Here is a 26,594-nt window from a genome sequence, read left to right as displayed (position 1 = left end):
TCGCCGCGATGCTCGCGGTGGTGCTCATCGCCCCGTTCGTCCGCTGAGCGCCCGGCCGGCCGGCGACCGGGTCAGAGCGAGGCGACGACGGCGTCGACGCACCGGGTGAGCGCGGAGACGTCCTCGGGATCCACGGCCGGGAACATGCCCACCCGGATCTGGTTGCGGCCCAACGTCCGGTACGGGTCGAGGTCGACGATCCCCTCCGAGCGCAGCAGTGCGCGCACGTGGGCGGCGTCGATGCGCTCGTCGAGGTCGACGGTGCCGACGACGTTCGAGCGGTGGGCCGGGTCGGCGACGAAGCACGACGTGTACGCGGTCCGCTCCGCCCAGTCGTAGAGGCGGGAGGCCGAGTCGGCGCACCGCGCGGTGGCCCAGGGGAGGCCGCCGTGGTCGCCGAGCCAACGCACCTGCGAGGCCATGAGCGCGAGCGTGGCCAGGGCGGGCGTGTTGTACGTCTGGTTCTTGCGGGAGTTCTCGAGCGCGATCGACAGGTCGAGCGACGCGGGGCACCAGCGGCCCGACGCGGCCAGCTCCACGACCCGATCCAGGGCGCGCGGCGAGAGGATCGCGAACCACAATCCGCCGTCGGAGGCGAACGCCTTCTGCGGCGCGAAGTAGTAGGCGTCGACCTGCGACATGTCGACGGTCAGGCCCCCGGCGCCGGAGGTGGCGTCGACCACCATGAGCGCGTCGTCGGCCGCCCCGGGCACCCGGTGCACGGGCACCATGACGCCGGTGGACGTCTCGTTCTGCGGCCAGGCGTAGACGTCGGCGTCGTCGTCGGTGAGCAGGTCGGCGCACGTGCCGGGCTCGGCGCGGGTGACGCCCGGCTCGTCGAGGAACGGTGCGGCCGCCGTGGCCTTCGCGAACTTCCCGCTGAACTCGCCGATGACGAGGTGGTGGGCGCGGCGTCGCACGAGCCCGAACGTCGCGACGTCCCAGAACGTCGTCGACCCGCCGTTGCCGAGGACCACCTCGTAGCCGTCGGGGAGGTCGAAGAGCTCGGACAGGCCCTCCCGCAGCGACCCGACGACGTCGCGGACGCCCGCCTGCCGGTGCGAGGTGCCGAGCCAGTCGGCGCGGGCGAGCAGATCCGAGACCTGCTCGGGGCGGACCTTGCTCGGGCCGGAACCGAACCGGCCGTCGCGGGGGAGCAGCTCGAGGGGGAGGCGGGTCACACCCCCATCATCTCGCGCCCGCCGACGACGTCGAGCAAGCCCCGCGGGCCGGCGCCCTCGTAGCGCGCGAGGCCGCGCACGACGTGTGCCGCTGCCTTCTGCTCGAGGATGTGCGCCGACCAGCCGGCGACGCGGGCGCACGTGAACACGGCGGAGTACATCGACGCCGGCACCCGCGCGGCGTCGAGCAGCACCGCCCCCCAGAACTCGAGGTTGGTCGGCACCGGCTTGTCGGGGTGGCGCTGGGCCAGGGCGGCCCGGGCGGCCGCCTCGACCCGGAGGGCGAGCTCGTAGCGCGGGGCCTCGAGGCGACGGCAGGTCTCGCGCACGACCTCGGCCCGCGGGTCGGCCCGCCGGTAGATCCGGTGGCCGAAGCCCATGAGGCGATAGCCGGAGTCGAGGACCCGGGCGACGCACCGATCGGGGTCGCCGTCGCGTTCGGCGGCCTCGAGCAGCGAGAGGGCGCGGGCCGGGGCGCCGCCGTGCAGGGGCCCGCTGCTCGCGCCCACGGCGGCCGACAGGCAGGCGGCCACGTCCGCGCCGGTCGAGGCCACCATCCGCGCGGTCAGGGTCGAGGGGCCGAACCCGTGCTCCGCCGCCGCGATCATGTACGTCTCGATGGCCTCGGCGTGGCGCGGGTCGGCCTCGCCGCGCCACCGGATGAGGAAGCGCTCGACGATCGAGTCGGACCGGTCGACGACCCGCTGCGGGACGATCGGCAGGTCCGGGCCGCGCGCCGACTGCGCGACGAACGACAGCGCGAGGACCGAGGCGCGGGCGAGCTGGTCGCGCGCCTCCGGGACCGACACGTCGTGCAGGGGCCGGAAACCCCACACCGGCGCGAGCTGCGCCAGGGCGCTCTGCACGTCGACGCGGATGTCACCCGTGCGCACGGGCAGCGGGAACATCTCCGCGGGCGGGAGCTGCGTGGCGAAGCTGTCGTCGACGAGCAGACCCCAGACCTGGGCGTACGGCACCGTCCCGACGAGGTCGCGCAGGGCCACGCCCCGGTAGCGCAGCGTGTCGGAGGCGGGGTCGGCCTCGGCGATGCGCGTCGAGAAGGCCCGGGGGGCGGCCTCGTAAGGCCCTGACCCCAGGCGGTCGACGGTCGGCGGCGACGGCATGCCGCCATTGTGCGTCATCCGAACGCGGATGATCCCGGCGACCCGGGACGAATGCGACGAATCGGTCACCCTGCAGGCGGCGCGTCGCGTCCGACGTCGTCCCCTCGGGCTGCCGCCCGCCGGCGGCCCCGGGCGGTCCGCCGATGGGGGTGGTGAACACGGCCGTCGACCGGTGAGCGGCGGGCGAGCCGACGGGACCGTTCGCCCGTCTCCTAGGGTCGTGGCATGGAACAGGTGCGCCGGTGGGACTACGAGGGGATCGGCATCGACGAGGAGACCGCGGGGCGCGCGCCGTGGGCGCTGGCGCGCACGTGGGTGGACGACGCGGCGCAGGCCGCGCGCGACGGCCGGATCCACGAACCCTCGGCGCTCGCCGTCGCGACGGTCGACGCCGACGGCATGCCCGACGTCCGGGTCGTCCTCATGCGGTTCTTCGACCCGACCGGGCCCGGGTTCGTCTCGAGTCTCCACTCGGCCAAGGCCGCGCAGATCGAGCGGACGGGGACCATCGCGGCCGCCCTCACGTGGACACCCCTGTATCGGGCGGTGCGATTCCGGGGGCGGGCCCAGGTGATCGACGCCGAGACGGCCGACGCCTACTGGCGCACCCGTCCGTGGGGCTCGCGCATCTCGGCCCGCGCGTCGCGGCAGTCGCACCCGGTGCCCGGGCGGGCCGAGCTCGAGGCGGCCTACGCCGCGGAGGCGACCCGATGGCCCGACACGGGGTCCCCCGACGACGTCCCGGCCCCCGAGGACTGGGTCGCCTACCGCATCGCGTGCGAGTCGGTCGAGTTCTGGTCGGGCCGGCCCGACCGTCTGCACGACCGGTTGCGCTTCACCCGGGTGGGCGAAGGGGGCCTGGACGCGCCGGAGGCCTGGCGCTCGGAACGCCTGCAGCCCTGAGCGCGGGACGGCGCGGGTCGTGCGCCGCGGCAGGACGCGCGGTCGGCGCGCCGGTGGTGCGAGACTGGGGCGCGTGACGGACCTGATCGACACCACGGAGATGTACCTGCGGACCTTCCTCGAGCTCGAGGAGGAGGGCATCCCGCTGCTGCGGGCCCGGATCGCCGAGCGGCTCGGGCACTCCGGCCCCACGGTCTCGCAGACGGTGGCGCGCATGGAGCGTGACGACCTCGTCCAGGTCCAGGAGGACCGCCACGTCGTCCTCCTGCCCGAGGGGCGGGCCCGAGCGGTGCGCGTCATGCGCAAGCACCGGCTCGCCGAGCGCCTCCTCGTCGACGTCATCGGCCTCGAGTACGAGTACGTCCACGACGAGGCGTGCCGGTGGGAGCACGTCATGTCCGAGCGGGTGGAGCGCAAGATCCTCGCCATGCTCACCGAGCACGGGCTGAGCCCCTACGGCAACCCCATCCCGGGGCTGGAGGAGCTGGGCGAGACGTCACTGCCGTTCACCCCGGGCGACACGATGCACCTGACGTCCGTGGAGGACCCCTCGAGCGAGCGCGTCGTCCTGCGCCGCATCGGTGAGGAGCTGCAGGGGGAGCCCGACATCCTCGCCGGGGTGCACGCCGCGGGTGTCGTGCCCGGGGCCGAGCTCGTCGTCCGCCGCGACGGGACGACCTACGTGGTCCGCGCCGCCGACGCCGCCGAGTCCGACGCCGCCTACCTGCCGCCCGATCTCGCGGCGCACCTCTTCGTCACCACGGGGGCCTGAGGGTTTCGTCCACACGTGAGTCCTGGCCGGGGCGGCATGCGCGCCGTGCGGCGGGGCTGTGCACGACGGATCGGCCGGCTCCCACGACGTTCGTAGCGTGCAGGGGTCGTCGCCTGGCGACCGTCCTCGTGGCTCGCCGCCCCCGCCGCCACCCGGGCGTCGCCCCTGCGTGCGGTGCGGCGGGGCGCGGGTGACCGCGGGCGAGGCCGGAAAGCAGACCCATGGGCTCCTCCTCCTCGGCGACGGCGTTCGCACCCTCCGCCGTCGTCCCCCGCTCGACCCCGGGCCGGCATCGCGCCCTGCCCCGCACCCCATCCCGCGGCCTGCCCCGTGGCCCCGGCGCTCTGGTGCTCGCCTCGGGTGTGGCCGCCGCCCTGACCGTTCCGGCCGCGGCCCCGGCCCTCGCCACCGACCGGCCGCTCCCGGTCGCGACCGACGACGCCCGGACCGCCGGGCCGCAGGCGCACGGATCGGACGCCGCGCCGGGCGCACCGACGCCCGACCTCCCGGCGCCGATGCCCACGAGCCCCGCGACGTCGTCGGACGCGGCATCCCCCGCGTCGTCGGCGGGGCCGACGGTGGCGTCGTCGGGGAGCCCGGCCGTGACGCCGCCCGCGCCGTCGTCCGCCCCCGCGCCGGCCTCGTCCCCGGTCGCGGGGATGGATCGGGACCGGCTCGCCGCGGCGGTCGTCGAGGCGCTGGCCCGCCAGGGCGCACAGGCGCAGGCGGGCGACACCCTCGTGGTCGTCATCCAGCTGCCCGAGGCGACGGCAGGGTCTCCGTCCCCCGCGGTGGCGGTGTCGCCGCCCTCCATCGCGACACGGCCTGCGTCCCCGCCGCCGGTCGTGCCGGGCACGAGCGTGCCGGGGCCGCCGGTGTCGCCGGTGCCCGCCACCCCGGCGAGCGGGGACGAGGGGACGCCGAGCACGCCGGCCCCCACGGCGCCGGGCGAGACGGCCGAGGACGGCGACGGGGACGCACCCCCGACGCCGCCGCAGCGGTCGGCCCCGGGGTCCGCGCAGACGGGCGCCGAGCAGCCCTCTGTCGTGCCCTCGGAGGGGCCCGCAGGGAAGCCCTCCGAGACGCCGTCTGCGAAGCCTTCTGCCGAGCCTCCCGCGAAGCCCGCCGTGAAGCCCTCGACGACGAAGGCACCCGGGGCGAGCCCGTCCCGGACCGAGCGGCGACGGGAGACGCCGCGGCGGGCCAACCCTTCGACGCCGGCGCGGGCGGTGGACCGGGCCACGGCCACCGCGGCGGGGCTGTCGGGTATCCGCTACCGGTGGGGCGGCACGAGCACGAAGGGCTTCGACTGCTCGGGGTTCACCCAGCACGTGTACGGCCGCGTGGGGGTCGAGCTGCCCCGCACGGCGGCCGCGCAGCAGCGCTTCGCGAAGAAGACGAACGACCCCCGGCCCGGCGACCTCGTGTTCTTCGGCCGGCCCGCCCACCACGTCGGCATCTACGCGGGCAAGGGGAAGATGTACGACGCCCCGCGCACCGGCAAACACACCGGGCTGCACCGAATCTGGTCCCCGAACGCCACGTACGGTCGGGTGCGGTGAGGGCGGATGGCGCGGGGGCGCGCGCCGCCACCCGGCCGACCTCCGCGAGTCTGTCGGTGGTGGGCATTAGCGTCGAGGACGACGAAGCCGCGGGGCGCGGCGCCGGAGGAAGGGAGGGTGACGTGGTGCGGTTCCTGCACACCAGCGACTGGCAGCTCGGCATGACCCGTCACTTCCTCGAGGGGGAGGCGCAGGCCCGGTACACGGGAGCGCGCATCGACGCGATCCGGTCCGTGGCCGACGTGGCGCGGCGGGAGGGGTGCGAGTTCGTCGTCGTCGCCGGCGACGTCTTCGAGTCGAGCCTCGTGGCCACCCAGACCGTCCGGCGGGCGCTCGAGGCCATGGGCAGCATCGACGTCCCCGTCTATCTCCTGCCCGGCAACCACGACCCGCTCGACGCGGTGAGCGTGTACTCCTCGCGGGTGTTCGCGGCCGCGCGGCCCGAGAACGTCGTGGTCCTCGACACCCCGGGGCTCCACGAGGTCGCGCCGGGGGTCGAGCTCGTGGCCGCCCCCTGGTTCTCGAAGGAGCCGCTGTCCGACCTCCTCGCCGACGCGCTCGCCGGGCTCGGTCCCGCCGACGGCGTGCGGATCGCCGTGGGCCACGGTGCGCTCGACGTCCTCGACCCCGACGAGTCCTCCGTGCGCTCGATCGGGCTCGCGGGCCTGCAGCGGGCGCTCGCCGACGGCGTCGTGCACTACGTCGCCCTGGGCGACAAACACACCCGGCTGGGTGTGGGGGAGGCGGTCCACTACTCGGGCTCGCCCGAGGTCACGTCGTTCCGGGAGGAGCAGCCGGGCGACGTGCTCGTCGTCGACGTCTCGGCGGGCGCCCCGCCGGTGCTCACCCCGCATCACGTGGGCACGTGGTCGTTCGTGTCGGTGCAGGCGCAGGTCGAGGGCGCGGCCGACATCGACGCCCTCGACGAGGAGCTCGGCGCCCTCGCGCCCAAGGACCGGACCGTCGTCCGCACCGCCCTGCAGGGCACGCTCACCCTCGCCGACAAGGCACGCCTGGACACGCTGCTCGACGCCTACGACGACGCGTTCGCGGCGCGCATCACGTGGAGCAGCCACGACGACATCGCCGTCGTCGTCGGCGACGAGCTGACCGACCTCGGGGTCGGCGGGTTCGTCGACCACGTCGTCGACCGGCTCGCCGCCCAGGCGGGGGTCGGCGGCGCGGCCGGCCCCGGACCCGCCGGCGCCGGGTCGGCGGGCGACGAGGCCGGGACGGCGCGCGACGCGTTGTCGCTGCTGTATCGCCTCGCCAAGGGGCCCGCGGCATGAGGCTGCACCGGATGGAGATCCGCGACTTCAAGGGGATCGAGCATCGCGAGCTGCGCTTCCCCGACCGCGGCATCCTCGTCGTCGAGGGGCCGAACGAGGTCGGCAAGACCTCGATGATCGAGGCGCTCGACCTGCTCCTCGACCACAAGGACACCTCCCGGCGGGCCGAGATCCGGGCGGCCCGGCCCATCGGGCGCGATGTCGGCCCGTTCGTCGAGGTCGAGATGTCCACCGGGCCCTACCGCTTCACCTATCGCAAGCGCTGGCTGCGCCGCAGCCTCACCGAGCTCGACGTCACGGCACCGACCCGCGAGCAGCTCGTGGGCGACGTGGCACACGAGCGCGTGCGCGCCCTGCTCGCGCAGACGGCCGACCTGCACCTGTGGCGGGCGCTCCGGCTCATGCAGGCGAGCCCCCTCGACCCGGCGGAGCTGTCGGGGTCGCCGGCGCTGGCGGCGGCCCTCGACCGCGCGGCAGGTGCGGCGAACGCGCCGGGGGGAGAGGGCGACACGATCCTCGCCGCCGCCGAGGAGGTGTACCTGCGCTACTTCACCGCCAAGAGCGGGCAGCCCACGGGCGAGTACCGGGTGCTCGGCGAGCGGCTCGAGCGCGCGGAGGCCGCTGTCGCCGCCGCGCAGGCCGGGCTCGACGAGGTGGCCGCGGACGTCGACCGGCACGCCCGGCTCCAGGCCGAGATCACCGAGTGCGCCCGCCAGGAGACCGCCGCCCGGGCCGCCCTCGACCAGGTCGAGGCGCACTGGGCCGACGTCGAGGACGTGGTCGCGGCCGCGCAGCGGGCCCGGCGCGCCCACGACGACGCCCGCCGCGACCACGACCTCGCGATCGGGCGTGCGCAGGAGCGGGCCCGGGCGGTCCGCGACCTCGCCGAGCGCGAACTGGCCCTGGCCGGCGCCCGGTCCACGCTCGACGAACTGCGGGAACGGCTCGCCCCCGACGACGCCGCCGCCGCGGGCCGCGCCGCCGAGCTCGACGCGGCGGTGGCGGCGGAGGCGCGTACGCGGGCCGACCTGGTCGCGGCCCGGGCCCGGGCCGAGCACGCCCGCGAGGCCGAGGAGCTCCGGGAAGTCGAGGCCCGGCTCGACCGGATCGATCGCGCGAGCGCCGACCTGCACGCTGCCCGCGCCGCGGCCGACGAGGCGCCCGTCGACGCCGCCGCCCTGCGGCGCGTGGAGGACGCGGCCCGCGACCTCGCGGTGGCCCGGGCCCGCGAGGACGCCGTCAGCGCTCGGGTGAGCGTGCGCCGGCTCGACGGACACCCCGTCGTCGAGGTCGACGGGTCGCCGCTTATACTCGACGCCCCGTGGGAGCGGGCGCTCAGCGAGCCGGTCACCCTCGTCGTCGGCGGCGAGGTCGAGATCGCGCTGGCCCCCGACGAGGCGGCGTCGCGGCTCGCCGCCGGGGTGGCGCAGGCGCGTGAGGCGCTCGACGACGCGCTGGTCCGGGCGGGCGTCGACTCCCTCGACGCCGCCCGCGCCGCCCACGACGTGCGCCGCGACCGCGAGGAGGACGTCCGTTCCGCGCGAGACGCCCTCGCGGCGCTCCTGTCCGGCGACAACCGCGACGACCTCGCCGCCGCCCGCGACCGACTGCGCGAGCGGCCGGCCGAGAACGCCGAGAACGCAGAGAGCACCGAGGGGGCCGACGACGTCGAATCGACCGCTCCGACCGAGCCGCCCGAAGCCGGACTGACGCGGGCGCGTGAGGCCCACGACGCGGCCCGCGACGAGGTCGAGCGGGTGCGGGACGCCCACCACGCGGCGCGGGAGTCCGGGCACGAGGCGCGCATCGAGCTCGCCCGCGCCGAGAGCCTCGCCGAGGCGGTCGCCGCCGAGACGGCCGGCCTGTCCGCGCGTCTGGCCGCGGCGCGCGAGGCGTGCGCCGACGCCGACCTCGAGTCCGCGCGCGAGAGCGCCGCAGCCCGGGCCGAGGAGGCGTCACGCGAGGCCGGCCGCCACGAGCAGCGCGTGCGCGAGGCCGACGTCGACGCGCTGCGGACCCAGCTCGAGTCGGCGCGCGCCGAGGTCCCGGGCGTGCTGCGGCGGCGGCGGGAACTGGAGGACGACCGGCTGCGGGTCGCCGCACGCCTCGAGCACGCCGGCGGGCAGGGCCGGCGCGAGGCGTTCGACGCGGCCCGGTCCGAACATGCGCACGTCACCCGGCTGTTCGAGGCCACGACGCGGCACGCCCAGGCGGCCCGGCTGCTACGCACGCTGCTGCGCGACGAGTCCGACGCGGCCCGCCGCGCCTACGTGCGGCCCTTCACCGATGCGATCACCCGGCTGGGCCGCGTCGTCTACGGCGCGTCGTTCGACGTCGAGGTCGCCGACGACCTGTCCGTGACGAGCCGCACCGTCGACGGCCGCGCCGTCCCGTTCGCCCACCTGTCGAGCGGCGCCAAGGAGCAGCTCGCCATCCTCACACGCCTGGCCTGCGCGAGCGTCGTCGACGCCGAGCACGGCGTGCCCGTGCTCATCGACGACGCGCTCGGCTACTCCGACCCCGACAAGCTGCGCCGCGTCTGCGCGGCGTTCGGCCGCCTCGACCCCGGCGCCCAGGTCGTCCTCCTCACCTGCACGCCCGGTCGGTACTCCGCCATCGGTCACGCCGACGTGGTCCGCCTGTGAGGCGGGTCGCGCTGCGGGGGAGATCCGTCGCCCCGAACGACGGGTCGTAGGGTCGGCACATGCGCAATGTCTCCGTGGGGAACAGCGGTCTGGCGGTCTCGGCCCTCGGCATCGGGTGCAACGCCTTCGGCGCGCGGACCGACGCCGACGAGGTGGTCCGGATCGTCGACGCCGCGCTCGAGCACGGGGTCACGTTCTTCGACACCGCCGACACGTACACGCGCGGCGAGAGCGAGACGCTGCTGGGTCGCGCGCTGCGGGGGCGCCGCGACGAGGTCGTGGTCGCGACGAAGTTCGGCATGGATCTCGAGGGCCTGAACGGGCCCGACTTCGACCGGCGCGGATCCCGGCGCTACATCCGCCGGGCGGTGGAGGCGAGCCTGCGCCGCCTCGACACCGACTGGATCGACCTCTACCAGTTGCACACCCCCGACCGGAACACGCCGATGGAGGAGACGTTGACGACGCTCGACGACCTCGTCCGCGAAGGCAAGGTCCGCTACGTCGGCTGCTCCAACCTGCGCGCCTGGGAGGTCGTCGACGCGAACCGGCTCGCGGAGTCGCTCGGCGTGCAGGCGTTCGTCTCGGCGCAGAACGAGTACTCGCTGTACAACCGCTCGGCGGAGACCGACCTCGTGCCGGCCTGCGAGCATCTCGGGGTGGGGGTGCTGCCCTACTTCCCGCTCGCGTACGGCCTTCTCACGGGCAAGTACCGCCGTGGGCAGGACGCGCCGGAGGGCAGCCGCCTCGCGCAGTCGAGCCAGGCGTCGCGCCTGGCGGGCGCCGACTGGGACGTCGTCGAGGCCCTCGCCGGGTTCGCCGAGGCCCGCGGCGTCGAGCTGCTGCACGTGGCGATCGCCGGCCTGGCCGCCCAACCGACGGTCTCCTCCGTCATCGCGGGGGTGTCCCGCCCGGAGCAGGTGGCGCTCAACGCGGCCGCCCTGGAGTGGGAGCCGAGCGAGGAGGACCTCGCCGAGCTCGACGAGATCGTGCCGCGCGGCTCGGGGCACGGGTATGACACGTTCGCCACGCCCCGGGCCTGACGCCGGCCGCGGACCGGACGCGTCCGAGGGCACGACCACGCCCCGGACCCACCGCGAGGCGCTGCTCGCCCGCCGCGCCGACGCCCTCGTCCGCCTCGCCGCGTCGGAGGAGACCGTCGCGCGCATCGTCGAGGGCGCGGTGGATGCGAACGCCGACGACGAGCACGATCCGGAGGGCCAGACCATCGCGTGGGACCGGGCGCAGGCGAGCGCCTCGGCCGACGAGGCGAGGCGCGCGATCGCCGACGTCGACGCCGCCCTCACCCGGCTCGAGCAGGGGTGGGACGGCGCCTGCGAGGACTGCGGGCGGCCGATCCCGGCGGAGCGGCTGGCGGTGCGCCCGGCCACGACGCGCTGCGTCGACTGCGCCGGGCGGACCGCGGCGCGCTGACCCCGCCGCCGGACGCGTGAGGGGCGGCCCCGAGATCCGGGGCCGCCCCTCACGCGTCGTGGTGTGTGGTTCAGGCGGTCTTGATCGCCGAGATCTCGAACTCGAGCGTGATCTTGTCGCTGACGAGGACGCCGCCGGTCTCGAGGGCCGCGTTCCACGTGATGCCGAAGTCGCTGCGGTTGATGCTCAGGCCGCCGTCGAAGCCGATGCGCTCGTTGCCGAACGGGTCGAGCGCGCCGCCGGCGAACTCGAAGGGCACGGTGACGCTCTTCGTCACGCCCTTGATGGTGAGGTCGCCGGTGATCTCCAGATCCGACTCGGACGTGGCGCGGACCGACGTCGAGACGAACGTGATGGTCGGGTACTCCTCGACCGCGAGGAAGTCGCCGCTCTTCACATGGCCGTCGCGCTGCTCGTTGCGGGTGTCGAGGCTCGCGGTGCGGATCGTCACGTCGACCCGGGCGTCAGCGAGGTCGGCGCCGACGGTCGCGGTGCCCTCGACGTCGTTGAAGGCGCCGCGGACCTTGGTCACCATCGCGTGGCGGGCGACGAAGCCGACGCGGCTGTGGGCCGGGTCGATGGCGTACCTGCCGGCGAGGTCGGACAGCGTGCGGGGGGCGGTGGCGGTGGTCATGTCTGACTCCTTCTGGTCGGGTCGATCGTCGGACGGCGGTCCGGGCGATCTGCGTGATGCGTCACCAGCAGGATGCACACGTTTTGAGTGACGTGTCAACTATCGGCTAGGATGACGACATGGACACCGAGGACCCCTGGCTCAGCGACTCCCAGCAGCGCACGTGGCGCCGGTGGCTGACCGTGGAACGGCTCCTGCCGGCCGCGCTCGCGCGGGACCTGCAGGCCGGGTCCGGGTTGTCGCTGCCCGACTTCGAGGTGCTCGTGGGCCTCACCGAGTCGCCGGACGGGCGGCTGCGCGTCGGGGACCTCGCCCAGGCGACCGGGTGGGAGCGCTCCCGCGTGTCCCATCAGGTGACGCGCATGGAGAATCGCGGCCTCGTGCGGCGCCGGGGATGCGCCGAGGACCGGCGCGGTGCCTTCGTGCACGTCACCGACGCGGGTCGGGCCGCCATCGAGGCGGCCGCGCCGGCGCACGCCCGCGCGGTGCGTCGACTCGTCTTCGACGCCCTCGACGCCGAGCGGCTCGAGGCCTTCGACGCCGCCCTGGCGGACATCTCCGAGGCGCTCTCCCGCGAGAAGGACCCCGTCGATCGTTGATGACGGGCGGGCGTCAGCCCGCCCGGACCGCCAACGCGCGGTCGGTGTCGTCGAGCAGGTCGTCCCACTGGCGGCGCAGGACGGGGGGCAGGTCGCCCGCGAGGGCCGCGGCGAGGCCGTCACGCAATCCCCGCAGCCGCCCGGTCGGCAACGGCAGGACCGGTCCGCTCGCCCCGACGAGCCGCGCGAACCCCTGGCCGCGCTCGGCCGCGATGCCGGGCGCCCGCTCCAGGTAACGCCCGATGTAGTCCCCGGTCAGCTCGTCCTGACCGGGGGTCCAGAACCCGGCGGAGCCCGCCGACCACTCCCGGTTCGACGGGGTGCCGTCCACCAGCAGCGACCACGCCGCGGTCTTCGCGGCCGGCGTCGGGATCATCGCGCGGGCGGTGATCGCGGCGAGCCGCCCGGCGTCGCTGCCGTCCCGCCGGGCCTCGTCCTCGACAAGGCCCGGATCCTCCCCGAGAGCGACGAGCCGGCCGACGGCGGTCCAGCGCAGCGAGGGCTCGGTCGAGCCGTCGGCAAGGAGCGCCCGCAGCGCGGCGACGTCCGCGGTGTTCGCGGCGAGCACCTCCCGGGCCGCCCGGGCGGCACCGGGCACCCCGTCGGCGAGCCGGGCGGCCGTGGCCGCGAGGACGGACTGCGCGCGCGGGAGGTCCGCCGGGTCGCAGACGAGTGAGCCGCGCAGGCGCCCGAACGTGCGCAGCACCCCCTCGAGGATCACCTCGTTGCGCTCGGGGCCCAGGTGGCGTTCGAGCAGGTCGAACGCGGCGGAGACGGTGAGGTCGCCGGTGCCGACCATGTCGGCGGCCGTGTGCCACGCCACCGCCCGCGTCAGCGGGTCGGCGATGCCCGACAGCGACGACGCGATGCCGGACCGGCTCGCCTCGTCGAGGCGCACCCGCGCGAACGTCTCGTCGCCCGCGTTGGGCAGGACGGCGAGGCCGGCGAACTCGGGCAGCCTCACCGGGTCGTCGTCGAGGTCGACGAGCCGGGTCGCGACGAGGTCGCCCCCGGGCCCGAGGCCGGCGACGGTGAACCGGTGCGGCCGGCTCCCGAACCTGGTCAGCACCGGGACGTCGCCCTCGCGTGTCACCCGGATCGTGTCGAAGCCCGTCGTCCGCAGCCAGCGCTGAGCCCAGCCGCGCACGTCGCGGTCGCTCACGGAGTCCATCGCCGCGAGGAAGTCGGCGAGGTCGGCGTTGCCGAACGCATGCGCCGACAGGTACGCGTTCGTGCCCGCGAGGAAGGTCTCCCGCCCCAGCCACGTGCCGAGCTGCCGGAGCACGGCGTTGCCCTTCGCGTACGTGATCATGTCGAAGTTCGAGAACGCCGTGTCGACGTCGACGAGTGCGGCGGCGTCCTCGGCGATCGGGTGCGTCGAGCGACGCTCGTCGGCGCGGTAGCCGGTGGGCTTGCGCAGCAGTGCGCACTCGCTCCACGCGTCGGTGAAGCCCCCGGCCCGCCCCGCGACCTCGTAGCCCATGAAGTCGGCGAACGACTCGTTGAGCCAGCTGTCCTGCCACCAGCGCATCGTCACGAGGTCGCCGAACCACATGTGCGCCATCTCGTGGGCGATGGTGTCGGCGAGCCCCTGCTGTTCGAGGGCGGTGGGAGCGGCGCGGGGGAGGAGCTCGTCCCGGAAGGTGACGGCGCCGGGCGTCTCGAGGGCGCCCCAGTTGTGGCCCGGCACGAGCACCTGGTGGTAGCTCGCGAACGGGTAGGGCGGCGTGAAGAACGTCGTGTAGTGGTCGAAGAACGCCTCCGTCATGCGCCGCAGCTCGGGGAGGTCGCGGTCGAGGTCCGCCGCCTTCGCGGCCCGGGCGTGCCACCCGAACGGCAGGCCGGCGTGCTCCCACGTGCGCGAGTGCCACGGCCCGGCGCACACGACGAACAGGTACGTCGAGATCGGCGGGGTCGTCGGGAAACACCACGCGCCGGCCTCGCGGGTCGGGGTGCCGTGGGCGAGGACGGTCCAGCCGTCCGGCGCGGTGACCGCCAGGGCGATCCGGGCCTTGAGGTCGGGCTGGTCGAAGCACGGGAACACGCGGGAGGCGATGTCCATCCCGGTGTAGGCCGACACGTACGTGCGGCCGTCGGTGTCGACGAAGCGGTGCATCCCGTCGCCGTTCGTCACCGTCGGCATGCTCGCCTCGACGACGAGCTCGCTGCTCGCCGCCAGGTCCGGCAGGGCGATGCGCCCGTCGGCGTGGGCGACCGGGGTGCCGTTGAGGGTGGCCTCGAGCGTGAGGGGATCGGCGAGCTCGACGAAGCTGGTCGCCCCCGGTTCGGCGCAGTCGAACGTGACGACGGTGCGGCACCGATACGTCTCGCCCTCGTCCAGCGCCAGGGTGACGTCGTAGCGATCGACGGTGAGCAGGCGAGCGCGCTCGACCGCCTCGGTCCAGGTCAGCGAGGGCATCGGCCCAGTCTCGCAGGTGTGCCCTCCGCCCGCTCGGGCCCGCGGGAGGCGCGTAGGGGTCGCCACGCGCCCCACCCGCCACCCGTCCCGACCCCCCTGTGTCTCGTCAGTCGAGACGACGGCGTGAGGGCATCGCCCGACGTGAGAGCGGGTCGCCCGCGCCCCGGGCCGCACGCGGAGGGGTGATTTCGCCTGTGTTGCGTTACTGTTCGTACATTCTGGACGTCCGTTCTGAACGGATGACCCGAATGACGCGCGTGGCGTGCGCCGCCCGGCCGGGGACGGGGGCGAGCCGCCGACGCGCAGCTCCGGCCCGCCGTCACGCCCGACGCCGGCCCGGTCTGCCCGCTGCGACCGCCTCACACGTTGGGATACGCCACTCATGACTACGGAGGGCCTGCGCGCCCGGACTGACGGGACCGTGTCGGACCGCCCGGGGCAATGGCCCGGGGGACCGCCTCTGCAGGCCCGGATGCACCACTACTTCGAGGCCTCGTGCGATCGGCGCCCCGATGCCACCGCGCTGGAGTGGGAGGGGGGCGCCGCCACCTATCGCGAGCTCGACGACGAGGCGAACCACCTGGCCAACCACCTGTTGTCCGCCGGCCTGCCCGTCGGGGCGCGGGTGGGGTTGTTCTTCAACCGGAGCTACCTCATGTACGTCGCCCTGCTCGGGGCGCAGAAGACCGGCGCGGCCTTCGTGCCGATCGATCCTGCGTCGCCGGCGGACCGGGTCGAGTACTTCGCCTCCGACTCCGGCCTCGACATCGTCATCACGACGGCCGACCTCGCCGGCCGCCTCGAGGACGTCGACGCCCGGATGCTCGTCCTCGACGAGGAGCTGGAGGTCATCCGCCGGTCCTCGGGGACGCGCCCTCAGGTGCCGGTCGAGGGCGACCCGACGGCGTACATCATCTACACGTCCGGCTCCAGCGGCCGACCCAAGGGCGTCGACGTCGCCCAGTCGAGCATCTGCAACTTCCTGCAGGTCATCAGCGAGGTGTACGACGTCCAGCCCTCCGACCGGGTCTACCAGGGCATGACCATCTCGTTCGACTTCGCGATCGAGGAGGTGTGGCCGACGTGGTGCGTGGGGGCCACCCTCGTCGCGGGCCCCACCGACGGACGCCGGGTGGGCGCGGGCCTGACCCGTTTCCTCGAGGAGCGGGCGATCTCGCTGCTGTACTGCGTCCCCACGGTGCTCTCCACCGTCGAACGGACGATCCCGTCGATCCGCGGGCTCATGGTCGGTGGGGAGGCCTGCCCCGCGGAGCTCGTGGAGCGGTGGGCGCCGGGGCGTCGCATGCTCAACACGTACGGGCCGACCGAGGCCACCGTCACCTGCGTGTGGACGCGTCTGCTGCCCGGTCGTGCGGTGACGATCGGGGTCCCCGTGCCCACGTACACCGCCGTCATCCTCGACGATGACCGGAACCCCGTCCCCGACGGCGAGGTCGGTGAGCTGTGCATCGGCGGCATCGGCGTCGCCCGGGGCTACCTCAACCGTCCCGATCTCACCGCCGACAAGTTCATCGCGCACCCCACCGATCCGCACGGCGGGCGCATCTACCGCACCGGCGACCTCGCCCGCGTCCAGGAGGACGGCGACATCGTCTACCTCGGCCGCGCCGACGCCGAGGTGAAGATCCGCGGGCACCGGGTGGATCTCGGCGAGATCGAGAGCGTGATGATGCGCGACCCGGCGGTGCCGACCGCCGCCGTGAAGCACCTACGCTCGGCCGAGCAGGGCGACGAACTCGCGGGATACGTGGTCGTCTCCCCGGGCGAGAATCCCGACGCCGTGCTGGCGCGGGTGCACACCGCGATGCGCACGAGCCTGCCGGCCTACATGGTGCCGACCTTCATGGAGCGGATCGACGAGGCGCCGATGCTGCCCAGCGGCAAGGTCGACCGCAAGGCGCTGCCCGACCCCACGACCCCCCGCCTCATCGGTGGCACCGGCGCCGTGGTGGCGCCGGACACGGCGATGGAGACGTGGGTGCGGTCGGTCTGGGCCACCGTCTTCGGGGTGGACGAGGACGTCCTCTCGGTCACGGCCGACTTCTTCGCCGATCTCGGCGGTCACTCCCTGTCGGCTGCGAACGCCACCTCCCGGCTGCGGGAGGACCCCCGGGCCGCCTCGATGTCGGTCGTCGACCTGTACGCCCACCCCAGCGTGCGCGCGCTCGCCGAGCACCTCGACCTCGCGGCGTTCGCGAGCGCCGAGGCCCCCGACGGCCCCCTCGCGCAGCCCGTCGACCGCGCCGCCCGGCGTCCGAGCACCGGACGGGTGGCGGCGTTCGGCGCGGCCCAGCTCGCCGTCGTCTTCATCGTCGTCGCGATCGCGACCCTGCCGTTCGCCCTCCTGTACTGGTGGTACGGCGGGCAGCCGTCGTCGGCCATGCTCCAGGGCATCGTCCTCACCTTCCCGCTCGTCTACCTCGCCGAGCGCTGGCTCCTCCCGCTGGTGGTGGCCCGTCTCGCCGGGCGCGACCTCCAGGAGGGCGAGCATCCCCTCTTCGGTCTCGTCCATCTGCGGGTCTGGCTCGTGGGGAAGGCGATGGAGCTGTCGCCGATGAGCAACCTGGCCGGGTCGGCCTACGCGCCCGGCTACCTGCGCCTGGCCGGCGCGAGGATCGGCCAGGCCTGCCACATCGGGACCGCCAAGGTGGCACTGCCGACGCTCGTCGACCTCGGGGACGACGTCACCGTCGGATACGCCACCCACCTCGCGGGTGCCTCCCTGCACGACGGGGTGCTCCGGATCGGCCGGGTGCGCATCGACGACGCCGCTACCGTGGCCGCGAACTGCGTGCTCACCGGCCCGTGCCGGGTGGGCGAGCGCGCCCTCCTGCGGGAGCAGTCCTCGCTGGCCGCCGGCGCGGCGCTGCCCTCCCGCGAGGCGTGGCAGGGGGCCCCGGCCAAGCGCCTGCCGTCGGTCGGTGAGCCGATCCTCGAGATCATGGCCTCGTGCGACGAGGCTCCCCGCGACTGGGACCGCGCGCACAAGGAGCGCTTCGCGCTCGGTCTCGTCGCCCTGGAGCTGGCGCCGCTCGCCGCCATGTTGCCCGTCGTGGCCCTCGTCTGGTGGGCGTTGCTCGCCTCCACCGAGCTCGTCGCGGTCGTCATCACCGCCCTCACCGGGCCGGTGTTCGTCATGTCCGTGTGCCTGCTCATCCTCGCCCTGCGCCGGTTCGGCCTGCCGCGGACGCCGGTGGGCATCCATCACCTGCGCTCCCGTCTCGGGGTCGAGAAGTGGTTCGCCGACAAGCTGCTCGAGATGAGCCTGCAGTTCACGAACACGCTGTACTCGACGCTCTACACCCCGCCCTGGCTGCGCCGCCTCGGCGCCCGCATCGGGACCCGGGCCGAGGTGTCGACGATCGCCAACATCGATCCCGACCTGCTCACCCTCGGTGACGAATCGTTCGTCGCCGACATGGCCAGCGTCGGCAGCGCCACCTACTGCAACGGGCACGTCGCGTTCCGCCCCACGGTGGTCGGACGCCAGTCGTTCGTCGGCAACGCGTCCTTCGTGCCGTCGGGCAGCCACCTGGCCGACAACTCGCTCCTCGGGGTGGGATCCGTCCCGCCCACGAGCGGGGTGCGGGCCGGCACGTCCTGGCTGGGCAATCCGCCGATCTACCTGCCCAAGCGGGAGGTGTTCGACGAGTACACCGACGAACAGACGTTCCGTCCGGCGCGGTCGCGCGTCGTCGAGCGGTACGTCATCGAGGCCCTGCGCATCTGCCTGCCGTCCTCGCTGCTGGCCCTGTCGCTGTTCGCGACGCTGCACGTGGCCTCCGTGCTCGGCGAGCTCGGCGCGCCGGTCCTCGCGATGGTGTTCGCCGTCCCGGCGGCCGCGATGGTGTTCGGCCTGACCGTCGTCCTCGTCGTCGCCGCCCTCAAGTGGATCCTCGTCGGCCGCTACCGGCCTCGCGTGGAGCCCCTGTGGAGCCGGTTCGTGCGCCGCACCGAGTTCGTCACCGGGCTGTACGAGGCCGCGGCGGTGCCGGCTCTCCTCGGCCTCCTCACCGGGACCCCGCTGCTCGGGCCGGTTCTGCGCCTGTTCGGGGTGCACGTCGGCCGGCGCAGCCTGCTCGAGACCACCTACCTCACCGAGTTCGACCTCGTCCGCCTCGGCGACGACGTGGTCATCGGGCCCGAGACCTCGCTCCAGACGCACCTGTTCGAGGACCGCGTCATGAAGATGGGCACGATCGAGGTCGGCGACGACGTCAGCACCGGCACCCGTTCCGTCGTGCTCTACGACACCCACGTCGGCCGGGGCGCGGACCTCGCGCCGCTCACCCTCGTCATGAAGGGCGAGTCCCTTCCTCCGGACACCGCCTGGTCGGGCATCCCCGCCCAACTGTCCGCCCGCTCCACCGCAGGAGGTCGCTGATGTCGACGGTCGCCACGACGGGGGTGCGGACCGAGGCGCCCCTGCACGCCGGGTCCGACGTGCCGATCCCGCACGACTGCGTGACCGAGGCGGTCGATCCCCCCGAGCGGTCCACGTCCGGTTCGCGTCTCATCGGGATCGACGCCGCGCGCGGGCTCGCCCTCATCGGCATGGTCGCCGTGCACACCGTCGCACCCGATACCGCCGACGGCGACGTGACCGCGGCCTGGCAGCTCGCGTCCGGCAACGCCGCAGCGCTCTTCGCCGTGATCGGTGGGGTGGGTCTGGCCTTCGTCAGCGGGCGGACCGTCGCCCCGCGCGGGGCGGCGTGGGCCCGGGCGGCCATCGGTCCGGTCGTGCGAGGCCTCGTACTCATCCTCGTCGGCGGGCTGCTCGGTGCCGTCGTCCTGGCCGACGACGCCAAGGTGATCCTCGCCTACTACGGCGTCCTGTTCATCGCCTCGACCCTGTTGCTGCCGTTGCGGACCCGCGCGCTCCTCGCGTTCGGCCTGGGATGGGCGGTGCTCGGCCCGGTCGTCGGGCACGCGATCCGCGCGGCCCTCGGAACCACGCCGCCGGCCGCGAACTTCACCCTGGGGGCCGTGGCCGCCGATCCTCTCGGGTCGCTGGAGGCGCTCACGCTCGGCGGGTTCTACCCGGCCCTCACGTGGATCGCCTACCTGGCCGTCGGGCTCGGCCTGGGCCGTGCCGCGCTCGGGTCGCGCCGGGTCGTCGCACGCCTCGTCGCGGGTGGGGCCGCCCTCACGGTGGCCGTCACGGCCCTGTCCTGGTTCCTCGTCGAGGTCGTCGACGTCTGGGGCCGCATCGCGCAGGACGTCCAGGGGCACATGAGTCTCGACGACTTCACCGACGCCTTGATGTGGGGCGGGGACGGCACCCTGCCCACCGACTCCTGGTGGTGGCTCACCGTGGACGCGCGGCACACGGCCACGCCGTTGGATCTGCTGCACACGATCGGGCTCGCTGTGCTGGTGCTGGGCCTCATGCTCGCGCTGTCGCACTCCTTCGGTGCCAGGCTGCGGGTGCTCGCCGTCCCCGGGAGCATGACGCTCACGCTCTACTGCGCGCACCTGCTGCTCATCGAGCCGCTCGGCGACCTCCCGGGCGAGTGGCACTTCGCCACCCAGATCCTCCTTCTCACGGCGTTCGCGCTCGTCTGGAACCGCCGGTTCCGCCGCGGCCCCCTCGAGTGGATGATGTGGCGCCTGACGAAGGCCGTCACCCCGGGGGCCCGCCGGGCCCGCTACGTGCCGCGCCATGCCCGCTGAGGTCGGGTTCCTCGCCGCGCTGCGTCGATGGGCCGGCTCGGCCCGCGGGCGGGGGCCCGAGAAGGCCGCCGACGCGCTGGTGTACCGCGGCCCCGCCGCCCTGCCCGGGTGCCCGGAGGCCGTGGCCCGCAGCCTCGCCGAGGTCGGCCTCCGTCCCCGGTTCGTCGGTCCTCGCGAGCCGGTCCGGCTCTCGCGGGAGTCGCTGCGCGGTTGCCGGGTCTACGCCCAGCCGGGCGGGCCCGATCTCGACGACGCGTGGCCGCACCTGGCCGGGGGCGCCGACCTGCTGCGGGAGTACGTCCGCGGCGGCGGTCGTTACCTCGGGTTCTGCCTGGGCGGGTACCTCGCGGGGAAGACGCCCGGCTTCGGGCTGCTGCCGGGTGACACCGACCGGTACATCTCCTCGCCGGGGGCGACCGTCCGGCACGAGGGCGACGCCCTGGTGACCGTGACGTGGGCCGGCGTGCCCCGGCAGGTGTTCTTCCAGGACGGTCCGGTCTTCGACGTCGACGAGTCGGGTGTCGACGTCCTCGCCCGCTACGACAACGGGCAGGTCGCGGCCCTCGTCTGCGGCTTCGGAGCGGGAACGGTGGGGGTGGTCGGTCCGCATCCGGAGGCCACGGACGACTGGTACGACGACGCCGGGCTCACCCCGCCCGAGCCCGCGGCGACCGATCTCGCCCGCGACCTCGTCGCGACCGTCCTGGCGAGGTGACCGCCCGCTCCCGTCCGCTCCGCCCGTTCTGGGTCGATCGCGTCGTGGACCGGTGGCGGTCCGAGCGGCGACGCCGCGGGCGGGCCCTCTATCCTCGCCGGGTGACGCGCAGATGCACGCCCTTCGTGACCGGGTTCGCCGTGCTCGCACTGGCGCTCGGCGGCTGCGCCGGATCCTCGGACGACACCGGCCGGCCCGACCCGCCGGAGGACCGCCCGGTCGTGTCGCTGACGTACTCGATGTCGTCGGCCCTCGACTCGATGACGGGCACCGAACGCGTCACCTTCACCCCCGACCGGCGGGTGTGCGAGCTCGTCTTCCGGGCCTGGGCGAACAAGCCGCTGACCGCCTCGACGGGAAACTCCCTCACCGTGCGCGACGTGCGGGTCGACGGCGCCGCCCTGCCCCTGTCCGTCTCCGCCGCCGGCGCCCCCACGGGCCGGCCGGGCACGCTGGTCACCGCGCGGCTGCCGGCCTGCTCGCCGGCGGGCACACCCGTCACCGCCGACCTGAGCTACGCCGTCACCCTCGGGGCCGGCACCGACGAACGCATCGGGTACTCGCCGCGGGATCGGATCGCCTGGCTCGGCACCGCCTTCCCGCTGCTCGCGTGGCAACGCGGCGTCGGATGGGTCACGGATCCGGCAGTGGCCGTCGTGGGCGAGTCCGCGACGAGCGAGGCGTTCCGTCTCGAACGGCTCCAGGTGGTCGCGCCGGCCCAGGACGTCGTCTCCGGCGTGGGGCAGGAGCAGGGGGAGCCGAGCTCGGCGCCCGACGGCCGGCGCGTGCACACGTTCTCCGCCGACGCGGTGCGCGACGTGACCGTGACGGTCGGGAACATCGTCCGCAGCACCGCGAAGGTCGGCGACACCGACATCGTCCTGTCCCTGCCGCGGAACGGGTCGCGCGCGACGGCCCAGGAATGGACGAGCCGGCTGACCGCCGCCGTCACCGCCCTCGAGGCCCGTTTCGGGCCGATGCCGTTCCCGTCGTTGTGGATCAGCGTGCTGCCGGCCGTGACGGACGGGGTCGAGTACCCCGGCGCCGTCCAGTTCTCCGACGTCGACCCCGCCCGCGAGCGGTGGCTGATCCTGCACGAGCTGGCGCACATGTACTTCTACGGTCTCGTCGGCAACGACCAAGGGCGCGATCCGTGGCTCGACGAGGCGTTCGCGACCTACGCCGAGGAACTCGTCAGCGCGACGCCGAACGCCGCCGACTGCCGGCCCGCGCCCAGCGGAGTGGGGCGCTCTCTGGCGTCCTTCGCCGGCGGGGCGGGGAAGGACGACGACTACGTCGACACCGTCTACGAGGGCGGTGCCTGTGCGCTGCACCGGGCGCGGGCGGCGGGGGGCGCGGAGGCGTTCGACCAGGCGGTTCGGGAGTACATGCGCACCCGGGCGTGGACCGTCGCGCAGCCGGCCGACCTGGCCTACGCGCTGCGGGATCTGCCGGAGGCGGTGGCCGTCCTGCGACGCGCCGGGGCGCTGCCGCCCGCCGCGGGGACCGGGTCCGGCGTCACGGGCTGAGGGATCAGGGCGCCGACGTGCTGATCGTGCCCGCGCTCGCGGTGGAGGCCGCGGGGGTCGGGTCCGTCGCCGCGGGTGTCGTGGTGGAGTCGCTCTCGGCGCGGTCGAAGTCGATGTCGAGCGTGCCCTCGAAGGCGCTGATGAGCCAGGTCGCCTGCGGGTCGGTGGTCGCCGCCGCCGAGGCCCTGGACGCCGTCCCCGAGGTCGAAGGACTCGTCGCCGGGGCCGACGGAGTGGTCGTCGAGGTGGCCGCCTTCGAGGCCGCGGGCACCAGCGCGAAGGTGATGTTCTTGGTGATCGTCGCGGGATAGGGGGCGCGCTTGTTGACGAGGGCGACCCGCGCCTGCTGCCGGAAGGTGACGACGAGGGGGACCGTACCGTCGGCGTAGGCCGCGCCGACGCCGATCTTGGCGCCACTGATGGCCTGACTGCGCACGGGGGAGCTGTCGAGCGTCAGCGTCGGGGTCTGCCAGTCGTGAAACCGCAGGAGGGCGACGTCCAGTCGCGCGGCCGCGTCACCGGCGATGGCCCGGTCCACCAGGCCCGCCCAGTGCGGGCGGGTGGACGGCCGCAGTCGGCCGTCGATGCCCTCGGTCAGGTTCTCGGCGGTGACGCTCTTCGTGGCGGACGGGTCGAGCAGCTCGGGCTGCAACCACTGCCGGAGGCTGAAGGTCGTGATCTCCCGGTACGCCGTGTCGATCGCCTTGCCGTACCTGGCTCGCGCAGCGGCCGACGCGGTGGGGGCCTCGACGAAGTCGCTGGGCAGCGCATCCACCTGTCGGCTGGGACTGCCGCACCCGGCCGTCACGAACATCATCGCCGCGAGAAGGAACGCGCCGACGATCGACCCGGGCGTCCGCCCGATCCGCGATCGTGTGGACATCTCGCCCCCCTTCGCCGTCGAATCGGACTCCGCCGACCGCGGAATCCTCCGTCGACCCTAGCCATCCGGCCGCGGCGTGTGGGCGGGGCCGGGAGCAGGGTGTGCCGAGCGTTCAGGTTGCGGCCGCCCCGGCCGATCGGAGAGAGGTCGTCGGCCGCGCCCGCGGTCCGTCGATCCACCGCACCGGTCGTCGTCCCGCCGGTGAGGTCCAGTCGTGCCGCCGGGCCCTCATCACTGCGGTCCCGCGGCGCCCGACGCCCCGGAGGCCTCGTGTCCCTTCAGCCCGTCCCGTCGTCCTGTCACCGCGCGTCCGACCGGGGAGGTGACGCGTCGATCGACGCCCGGAGGCGCTCAACCCGACGGCGTACGGTCGGGAGGGTGTCCGCGGCCGGAGCGCTCGTCGCCGCGGCGGTCCTCGGGGCCGGTGCCGCGTCGCCGGCCGCGTCCTCGGCCGCCTCCGTCGGCCCGTCGCGGGCCGCGGCGCCCGGCGTCTCCTCGGGCACGACCGGGGCCGCCGACCGGATGTCGGCGGCGTTCACCGCGCCGTCGGGAACGCGCTCGACGTACCACCTGTTCACGTCCCGGCTCACCGCGCCGGCGAAGGGCCTGGTCGTTTACCTCGACGGTGACGGCATGTACGGCCACGACCATCCCTCGTCGACGTGGGCCCTCGGCGGGAGCCGCGGCGTCGTCGCGCAGGCCGCGGCCCGCGGGCTGGCGACCCTCTCGGTGCGCACCCCCGACCGGTCCGGGACGCCGACCTTCTGGGAGAACGGCACCGTCAACGCCGCGTACGTCGCGGCACTCACGCGGAAGGTCGCGGGCGACCTGCGCACGGACACGGTGTGGGTCGTCGGCTACTCCGGCGGGTCCCAGCTCATCACCAAGTACCTCCTACCCGCGCACGCCGACCTGTTCACCCGCGGTGGCGCCGTCATCACCGGCGGCGGCGGCGCGCCGCGCTCGTCCACCGCCGCGCTGACCCGCGCGGCGTCGAGCCGGATGCCGCTGCTCTGGTACACGGGCTCGGACGACGACGGCAGCACGGCGGACGACGGGTACGACGCTCTCGCCGACGCGAAGCGCGGCGCCGCCTGGTATCAGGCCCGGGGCTTCGCCGTGACCCGTCAGCAGCCGGCGGGCATCGACCACGACGACCTCGGCGGGCGCTTCGGCACCGTTTTCGCGGGGGCGTTCGACGCCGCACGGCCCGCCGCGTCCGCCCGTGGGGCCGTGTCCGCGTCGGGTTGGGCGACGCGGGTCGTGCCGTCGCGCACCGGCGTCCGGGTCTCGGTGTCGTTCCCGCGCGGGACGAAGGGGCGGGTCCGGGTCACCGTGCGCGACGCCGCCGGCCGGGCCCGCTCGGCGTCCGCCACGACCGTCACCCGGAGCGTCACCGCGTCCATCGCGCCGTTGTCGGGCCGCCACACCTACGTCGTCGACCACGCCGGGGTCGTCCGGGCCACGGGCGCGTTCACGACGGCCCGCTGAGCCCGGACCTCGTCGACCGGCCGGGGTCGAGCCCACCCTTCCGAACCCGGGCGGGCCGCGGGGGAGTGACCCCGACCGGCCCCGTCGTTCTCGGAGGGGTCAGCGCTGGGGCTGGGCCGCCGGGGAGGCCGCCCACGACGCGAGCAGCGCGAGCGCGTCCGCGGCGGGGGAGGCGGGCTCGGCGGCGTACAGGGTCATGGTCAGGCCCGGCTCGGAGAGCATGTCGACGCTCTCGTAGGTCAGCTCGAACTCCCCGACGGCCTCGTGGTGGTAGCTCTTCGCACCGGCCCCGTGGTAGCGGACGTCGTGGCGCCACCAGCGCGTGGCGAACTCGGTGCTGCGGGTGGACAGCTCGCCGACCAGGTCGTGCATGACGGGGTCGTGCGGGTCGCGTCCGGCCTCGGTGCGCAGGATGGCGACGCACGTGTCGGCGGCCCCCGGCCAGTCGGGGTAGAACCGGTGCGAGTCGTCGTCGAGGAAGGTGTAGCGGGCGAAGTTCGGCACGCCGTCGGGCGCGCGGTCGTACAGCGCCGCGTGCATCGCCCGACCGAGCGCGTTGGTCGCGAGCAGATCCATGCGGCCGTTGCGGACGATGGCGGGGCCGCCGGTGAAGGCGTCGAGCACCCACTGCAGGCCGACCGGGGGTTCCCAGCGCTTGCGCCGACGGCGCGGCCGGAGCATCGCGCTCGTGCCGTCGGCGGCCTGCGCGAGGTGGAAGAGGTGGGCGCGCTCCGCGTCGGAGAGGCGCAGGGCGCGGGCGAGCGCGTCGAGGATGGCGGGGCCGGCCCCGGCGAGGGAGCCGCGCTCGAGCTTGGCGTAGTACTCGATGCTCACGCCCGCGAGGGTGGCGACCTCCCCGCGCCGGAGCCCGGGCACGCGCCGCTGGCCGACGTCGGGCAGCCCCACCTCCCGCGGCGTCAGCTTGGCGCGCCGGGTGGTGAGGAACTCGCGGACCTCCGCGCGGTTGTCCAGGGCCATGCGGCCAACGGTAGGTCGCCCCACGGCCACGAGGAACGCCCTGCCGGTACACCCCACGAGGCGCCGCGAGGGTCGCGGTCAGACCCAGGGCCGGGCGGGGCGCCGCCGGCTCAGCATGACGACGACGAGGACGAGGCCGTCGAGCGCCGCGGCGATCCGGACCCACCACAGGTCCGTGGAGACCCAGATGCCGCCCAGCCCCGCCGCCACGCAGGTGGTCAGGAAGGGGGCGCGGCTCGGACCGTCGAGTCGGCGCCGGAGACCCGGCACCAGCCGACCGCGTACCCTCCCCGCGTGAGGTGTGACGAGCTGTACGCCGATGGCGCCGCTGCCGCCGCCGTCGGCCTGTGGCACATGGCGCGACCAGCCGCGCTCACCGACTACGACGACCAGCGGGCCTGGTATCTCGGGTGGTTCGCCGCGGCGATCGACGGCGGCCTGTGGACTCACATGCACGACAGTCCCGACGTACGCGTGGCGATGCGCAGGTACGCGAAGCAGGACCGTGCCCGGGCGGTCCGAGCCCTGCGGCGCACGGCGTAGCGACGGCCGCGTCCGGCCCGTCATCGGCCCCGGAGCTCGGCACCGTTGGGTCTCGCCCCCACGTCCTCGGGGTAGCGCGTGTGTGCTGGTCAGCGAGTGCCCCCGGCAGGATTCGAACCTGCGACACCCGCTTTAGGAGAGCGGTGCTCTATCCCCTGAGCTACGAGGGCGGGGGCGCGGCGGGGCCGCGCGGTGGACA

The 26,594-nt window shown here is 74.7% G+C and carries 21 protein-coding genes and 1 tRNA gene; 14 read left to right on the top strand and 8 right to left on the bottom strand.

Annotated features, from left to right (window positions below):
• Positions 1-71: 71 nt before the first annotated feature.
• Positions 72-1,181: a phosphoserine transaminase gene (gene serC, locus ICW24_RS13635; protein ID WP_226346272.1), complete on the bottom strand. Its 1,110-nt coding sequence runs from the start codon at positions 1,179-1,181 to the stop codon at positions 72-74.
• Positions 1,178-2,305 (bottom strand): citrate synthase 2, encoded by a 1,128-nt coding sequence (locus tag ICW24_RS13630; protein ID WP_226346271.1) that lies wholly within the window; start codon positions 2,303-2,305, stop codon positions 1,178-1,180. Before ICW24_RS13630 ends, serC begins: the two co-directional genes overlap by 4 nt.
• A 225-nt stretch (positions 2,306-2,530) precedes the next feature.
• Between ICW24_RS13630 and ICW24_RS13625 the strand changes: the two genes are divergently transcribed.
• From ICW24_RS13625 to ICW24_RS13595, 7 genes are all read left to right on the top strand, one after another.
• The gene (locus ICW24_RS13625; RefSeq protein WP_226346270.1) at positions 2,531-3,208 is read left to right on the top strand and encodes a pyridoxine/pyridoxamine 5'-phosphate oxidase; all 678 of its coding nucleotides are present in this window, start codon (positions 2,531-2,533) and stop codon (positions 3,206-3,208) included.
• Between the two features lie 73 nt (positions 3,209-3,281).
• On the top strand, positions 3,282-3,980 hold the full coding sequence (locus tag ICW24_RS13620) for an iron-dependent transcriptional repressor DtxR (protein WP_226346269.1): 699 nt from the start codon (positions 3,282-3,284) through the stop codon (positions 3,978-3,980).
• Positions 3,981-4,201: 221 nt separating this feature from the next.
• Complete coding sequence (locus ICW24_RS13615) at positions 4,202-5,542, top strand: C40 family peptidase (protein ID WP_226346268.1); 1,341 nt, start codon at positions 4,202-4,204, stop codon at positions 5,540-5,542.
• Between the two features lie 122 nt (positions 5,543-5,664).
• Positions 5,665-6,831, top strand: coding sequence for a metallophosphoesterase family protein (locus ICW24_RS13610; RefSeq protein WP_226346267.1), 1,167 nt, complete (start codon positions 5,665-5,667; stop codon positions 6,829-6,831).
• Complete coding sequence (locus ICW24_RS13605; RefSeq protein ID WP_226346266.1) at positions 6,828-9,476, top strand: AAA family ATPase; 2,649 nt, start codon at positions 6,828-6,830, stop codon at positions 9,474-9,476. The genes ICW24_RS13610 and ICW24_RS13605 overlap by 4 nt, the downstream gene beginning before the upstream one ends.
• Positions 9,477-9,535: 59 nt before the next feature.
• A complete protein-coding gene (locus ICW24_RS13600; RefSeq protein WP_226346265.1) occupies positions 9,536-10,519 on the top strand; it encodes an aldo/keto reductase in 984 nt (327 codons plus the stop codon).
• Entirely contained in the window at positions 10,491-10,910 is a 420-nt protein-coding gene (locus ICW24_RS13595; RefSeq protein ID WP_226346264.1) for a TraR/DksA family transcriptional regulator, read from the top strand. The genes ICW24_RS13600 and ICW24_RS13595 overlap by 29 nt, the downstream gene beginning before the upstream one ends.
• A gap of 70 nt (positions 10,911-10,980) precedes the next feature.
• Here the strand turns inward: ICW24_RS13595 and ICW24_RS13590 are convergent, their stop codons facing one another.
• Positions 10,981-11,544 (bottom strand): YceI family protein, encoded by a 564-nt coding sequence (locus ICW24_RS13590; protein ID WP_226346263.1) that lies wholly within the window; start codon positions 11,542-11,544, stop codon positions 10,981-10,983.
• Positions 11,545-11,663: 119 nt separating this feature from the next.
• Here ICW24_RS13590 and ICW24_RS13585 point away from each other — a divergent pair, with 119 nt between their 5' ends.
• Positions 11,664-12,143, top strand: coding sequence for a MarR family winged helix-turn-helix transcriptional regulator (locus ICW24_RS13585; RefSeq protein WP_226346262.1), 480 nt, complete (start codon positions 11,664-11,666; stop codon positions 12,141-12,143).
• A 13-nt stretch (positions 12,144-12,156) separates the two neighbouring features.
• Here ICW24_RS13585 and pepN read toward each other — a convergent pair whose 3' ends face one another.
• Entirely contained in the window at positions 12,157-14,562 is a 2,406-nt protein-coding gene (pepN, locus tag ICW24_RS13580; RefSeq protein ID WP_226346261.1) for an aminopeptidase N, read from the bottom strand.
• Positions 14,563-15,034: 472 nt separating this feature from the next.
• On the opposite strand from pepN, the gene ICW24_RS13575 reads away from it, so the two are divergent.
• From ICW24_RS13575 to ICW24_RS13560, 4 genes are all read left to right on the top strand, one after another.
• A complete protein-coding gene (locus ICW24_RS13575) occupies positions 15,035-18,967 on the top strand; it encodes a Pls/PosA family non-ribosomal peptide synthetase (protein ID WP_226346260.1) in 3,933 nt (1,310 codons plus the stop codon).
• On the top strand, positions 18,967-20,256 hold the full coding sequence (locus ICW24_RS13570; RefSeq protein ID WP_226346259.1) for a heparan-alpha-glucosaminide N-acetyltransferase domain-containing protein: 1,290 nt from the start codon (positions 18,967-18,969) through the stop codon (positions 20,254-20,256). The genes ICW24_RS13575 and ICW24_RS13570 overlap by 1 nt, the downstream gene beginning before the upstream one ends.
• Entirely contained in the window at positions 20,246-20,971 is a 726-nt protein-coding gene (locus ICW24_RS13565; RefSeq protein ID WP_226346258.1) for a BPL-N domain-containing protein, read from the top strand. The genes ICW24_RS13570 and ICW24_RS13565 overlap by 11 nt, the downstream gene beginning before the upstream one ends.
• 101 nt (positions 20,972-21,072) lie before the next feature.
• Entirely contained in the window at positions 21,073-22,500 is a 1,428-nt protein-coding gene (locus ICW24_RS13560) for a gluzincin family metallopeptidase (RefSeq protein WP_226346257.1), read from the top strand.
• A 4-nt stretch (positions 22,501-22,504) separates the two neighbouring features.
• Here the strand turns inward: ICW24_RS13560 and ICW24_RS13555 are convergent, their stop codons facing one another.
• The gene (locus tag ICW24_RS13555) at positions 22,505-23,383 is read right to left on the bottom strand and encodes a hypothetical protein (protein WP_226346256.1); all 879 of its coding nucleotides are present in this window, start codon (positions 23,381-23,383) and stop codon (positions 22,505-22,507) included.
• Between the two features lie 378 nt (positions 23,384-23,761).
• On the opposite strand from ICW24_RS13555, the gene ICW24_RS13550 reads away from it, so the two are divergent.
• Complete coding sequence (locus ICW24_RS13550; RefSeq protein WP_226346255.1) at positions 23,762-24,874, top strand: hypothetical protein; 1,113 nt, start codon at positions 23,762-23,764, stop codon at positions 24,872-24,874.
• 99 nt (positions 24,875-24,973) lie between these two features.
• On the opposite strand, the gene ICW24_RS13545 is transcribed toward ICW24_RS13550, so the two are convergent.
• The gene (locus ICW24_RS13545; RefSeq protein WP_226346451.1) at positions 24,974-25,846 is read right to left on the bottom strand and encodes a helix-turn-helix transcriptional regulator; all 873 of its coding nucleotides are present in this window, start codon (positions 25,844-25,846) and stop codon (positions 24,974-24,976) included.
• 84 nt (positions 25,847-25,930) lie between these two features.
• Positions 25,931-26,122 carry a hypothetical protein gene (locus ICW24_RS13540; RefSeq protein WP_226346254.1) on the bottom strand — a complete coding sequence of 64 codons (192 nt, stop codon included), beginning with the start codon at positions 26,120-26,122 and terminating at the stop codon, positions 25,931-25,933.
• Between the two features lie 24 nt (positions 26,123-26,146).
• On the opposite strand from ICW24_RS13540, the gene ICW24_RS13535 reads away from it, so the two are divergent.
• The gene (locus tag ICW24_RS13535; protein ID WP_226346253.1) at positions 26,147-26,395 is read left to right on the top strand and encodes a hypothetical protein; all 249 of its coding nucleotides are present in this window, start codon (positions 26,147-26,149) and stop codon (positions 26,393-26,395) included.
• 97 nt (positions 26,396-26,492) lie between these two features.
• Here ICW24_RS13535 and ICW24_RS13530 read toward each other — a convergent pair.
• Positions 26,493-26,565 (bottom strand) — tRNA-Arg (locus ICW24_RS13530).
• Positions 26,566-26,594 lie beyond the last annotated feature (29 nt).

Source organism: Agilicoccus flavus (assembly GCF_014857905.1).
GTDB lineage: Bacteria > Actinomycetota > Actinomycetes > Actinomycetales > Dermatophilaceae > Agilicoccus > Agilicoccus flavus.
Note: the sequence above shows the minus strand (reverse complement) of the source record. Positions and strands in the feature narration are given on the sequence as shown.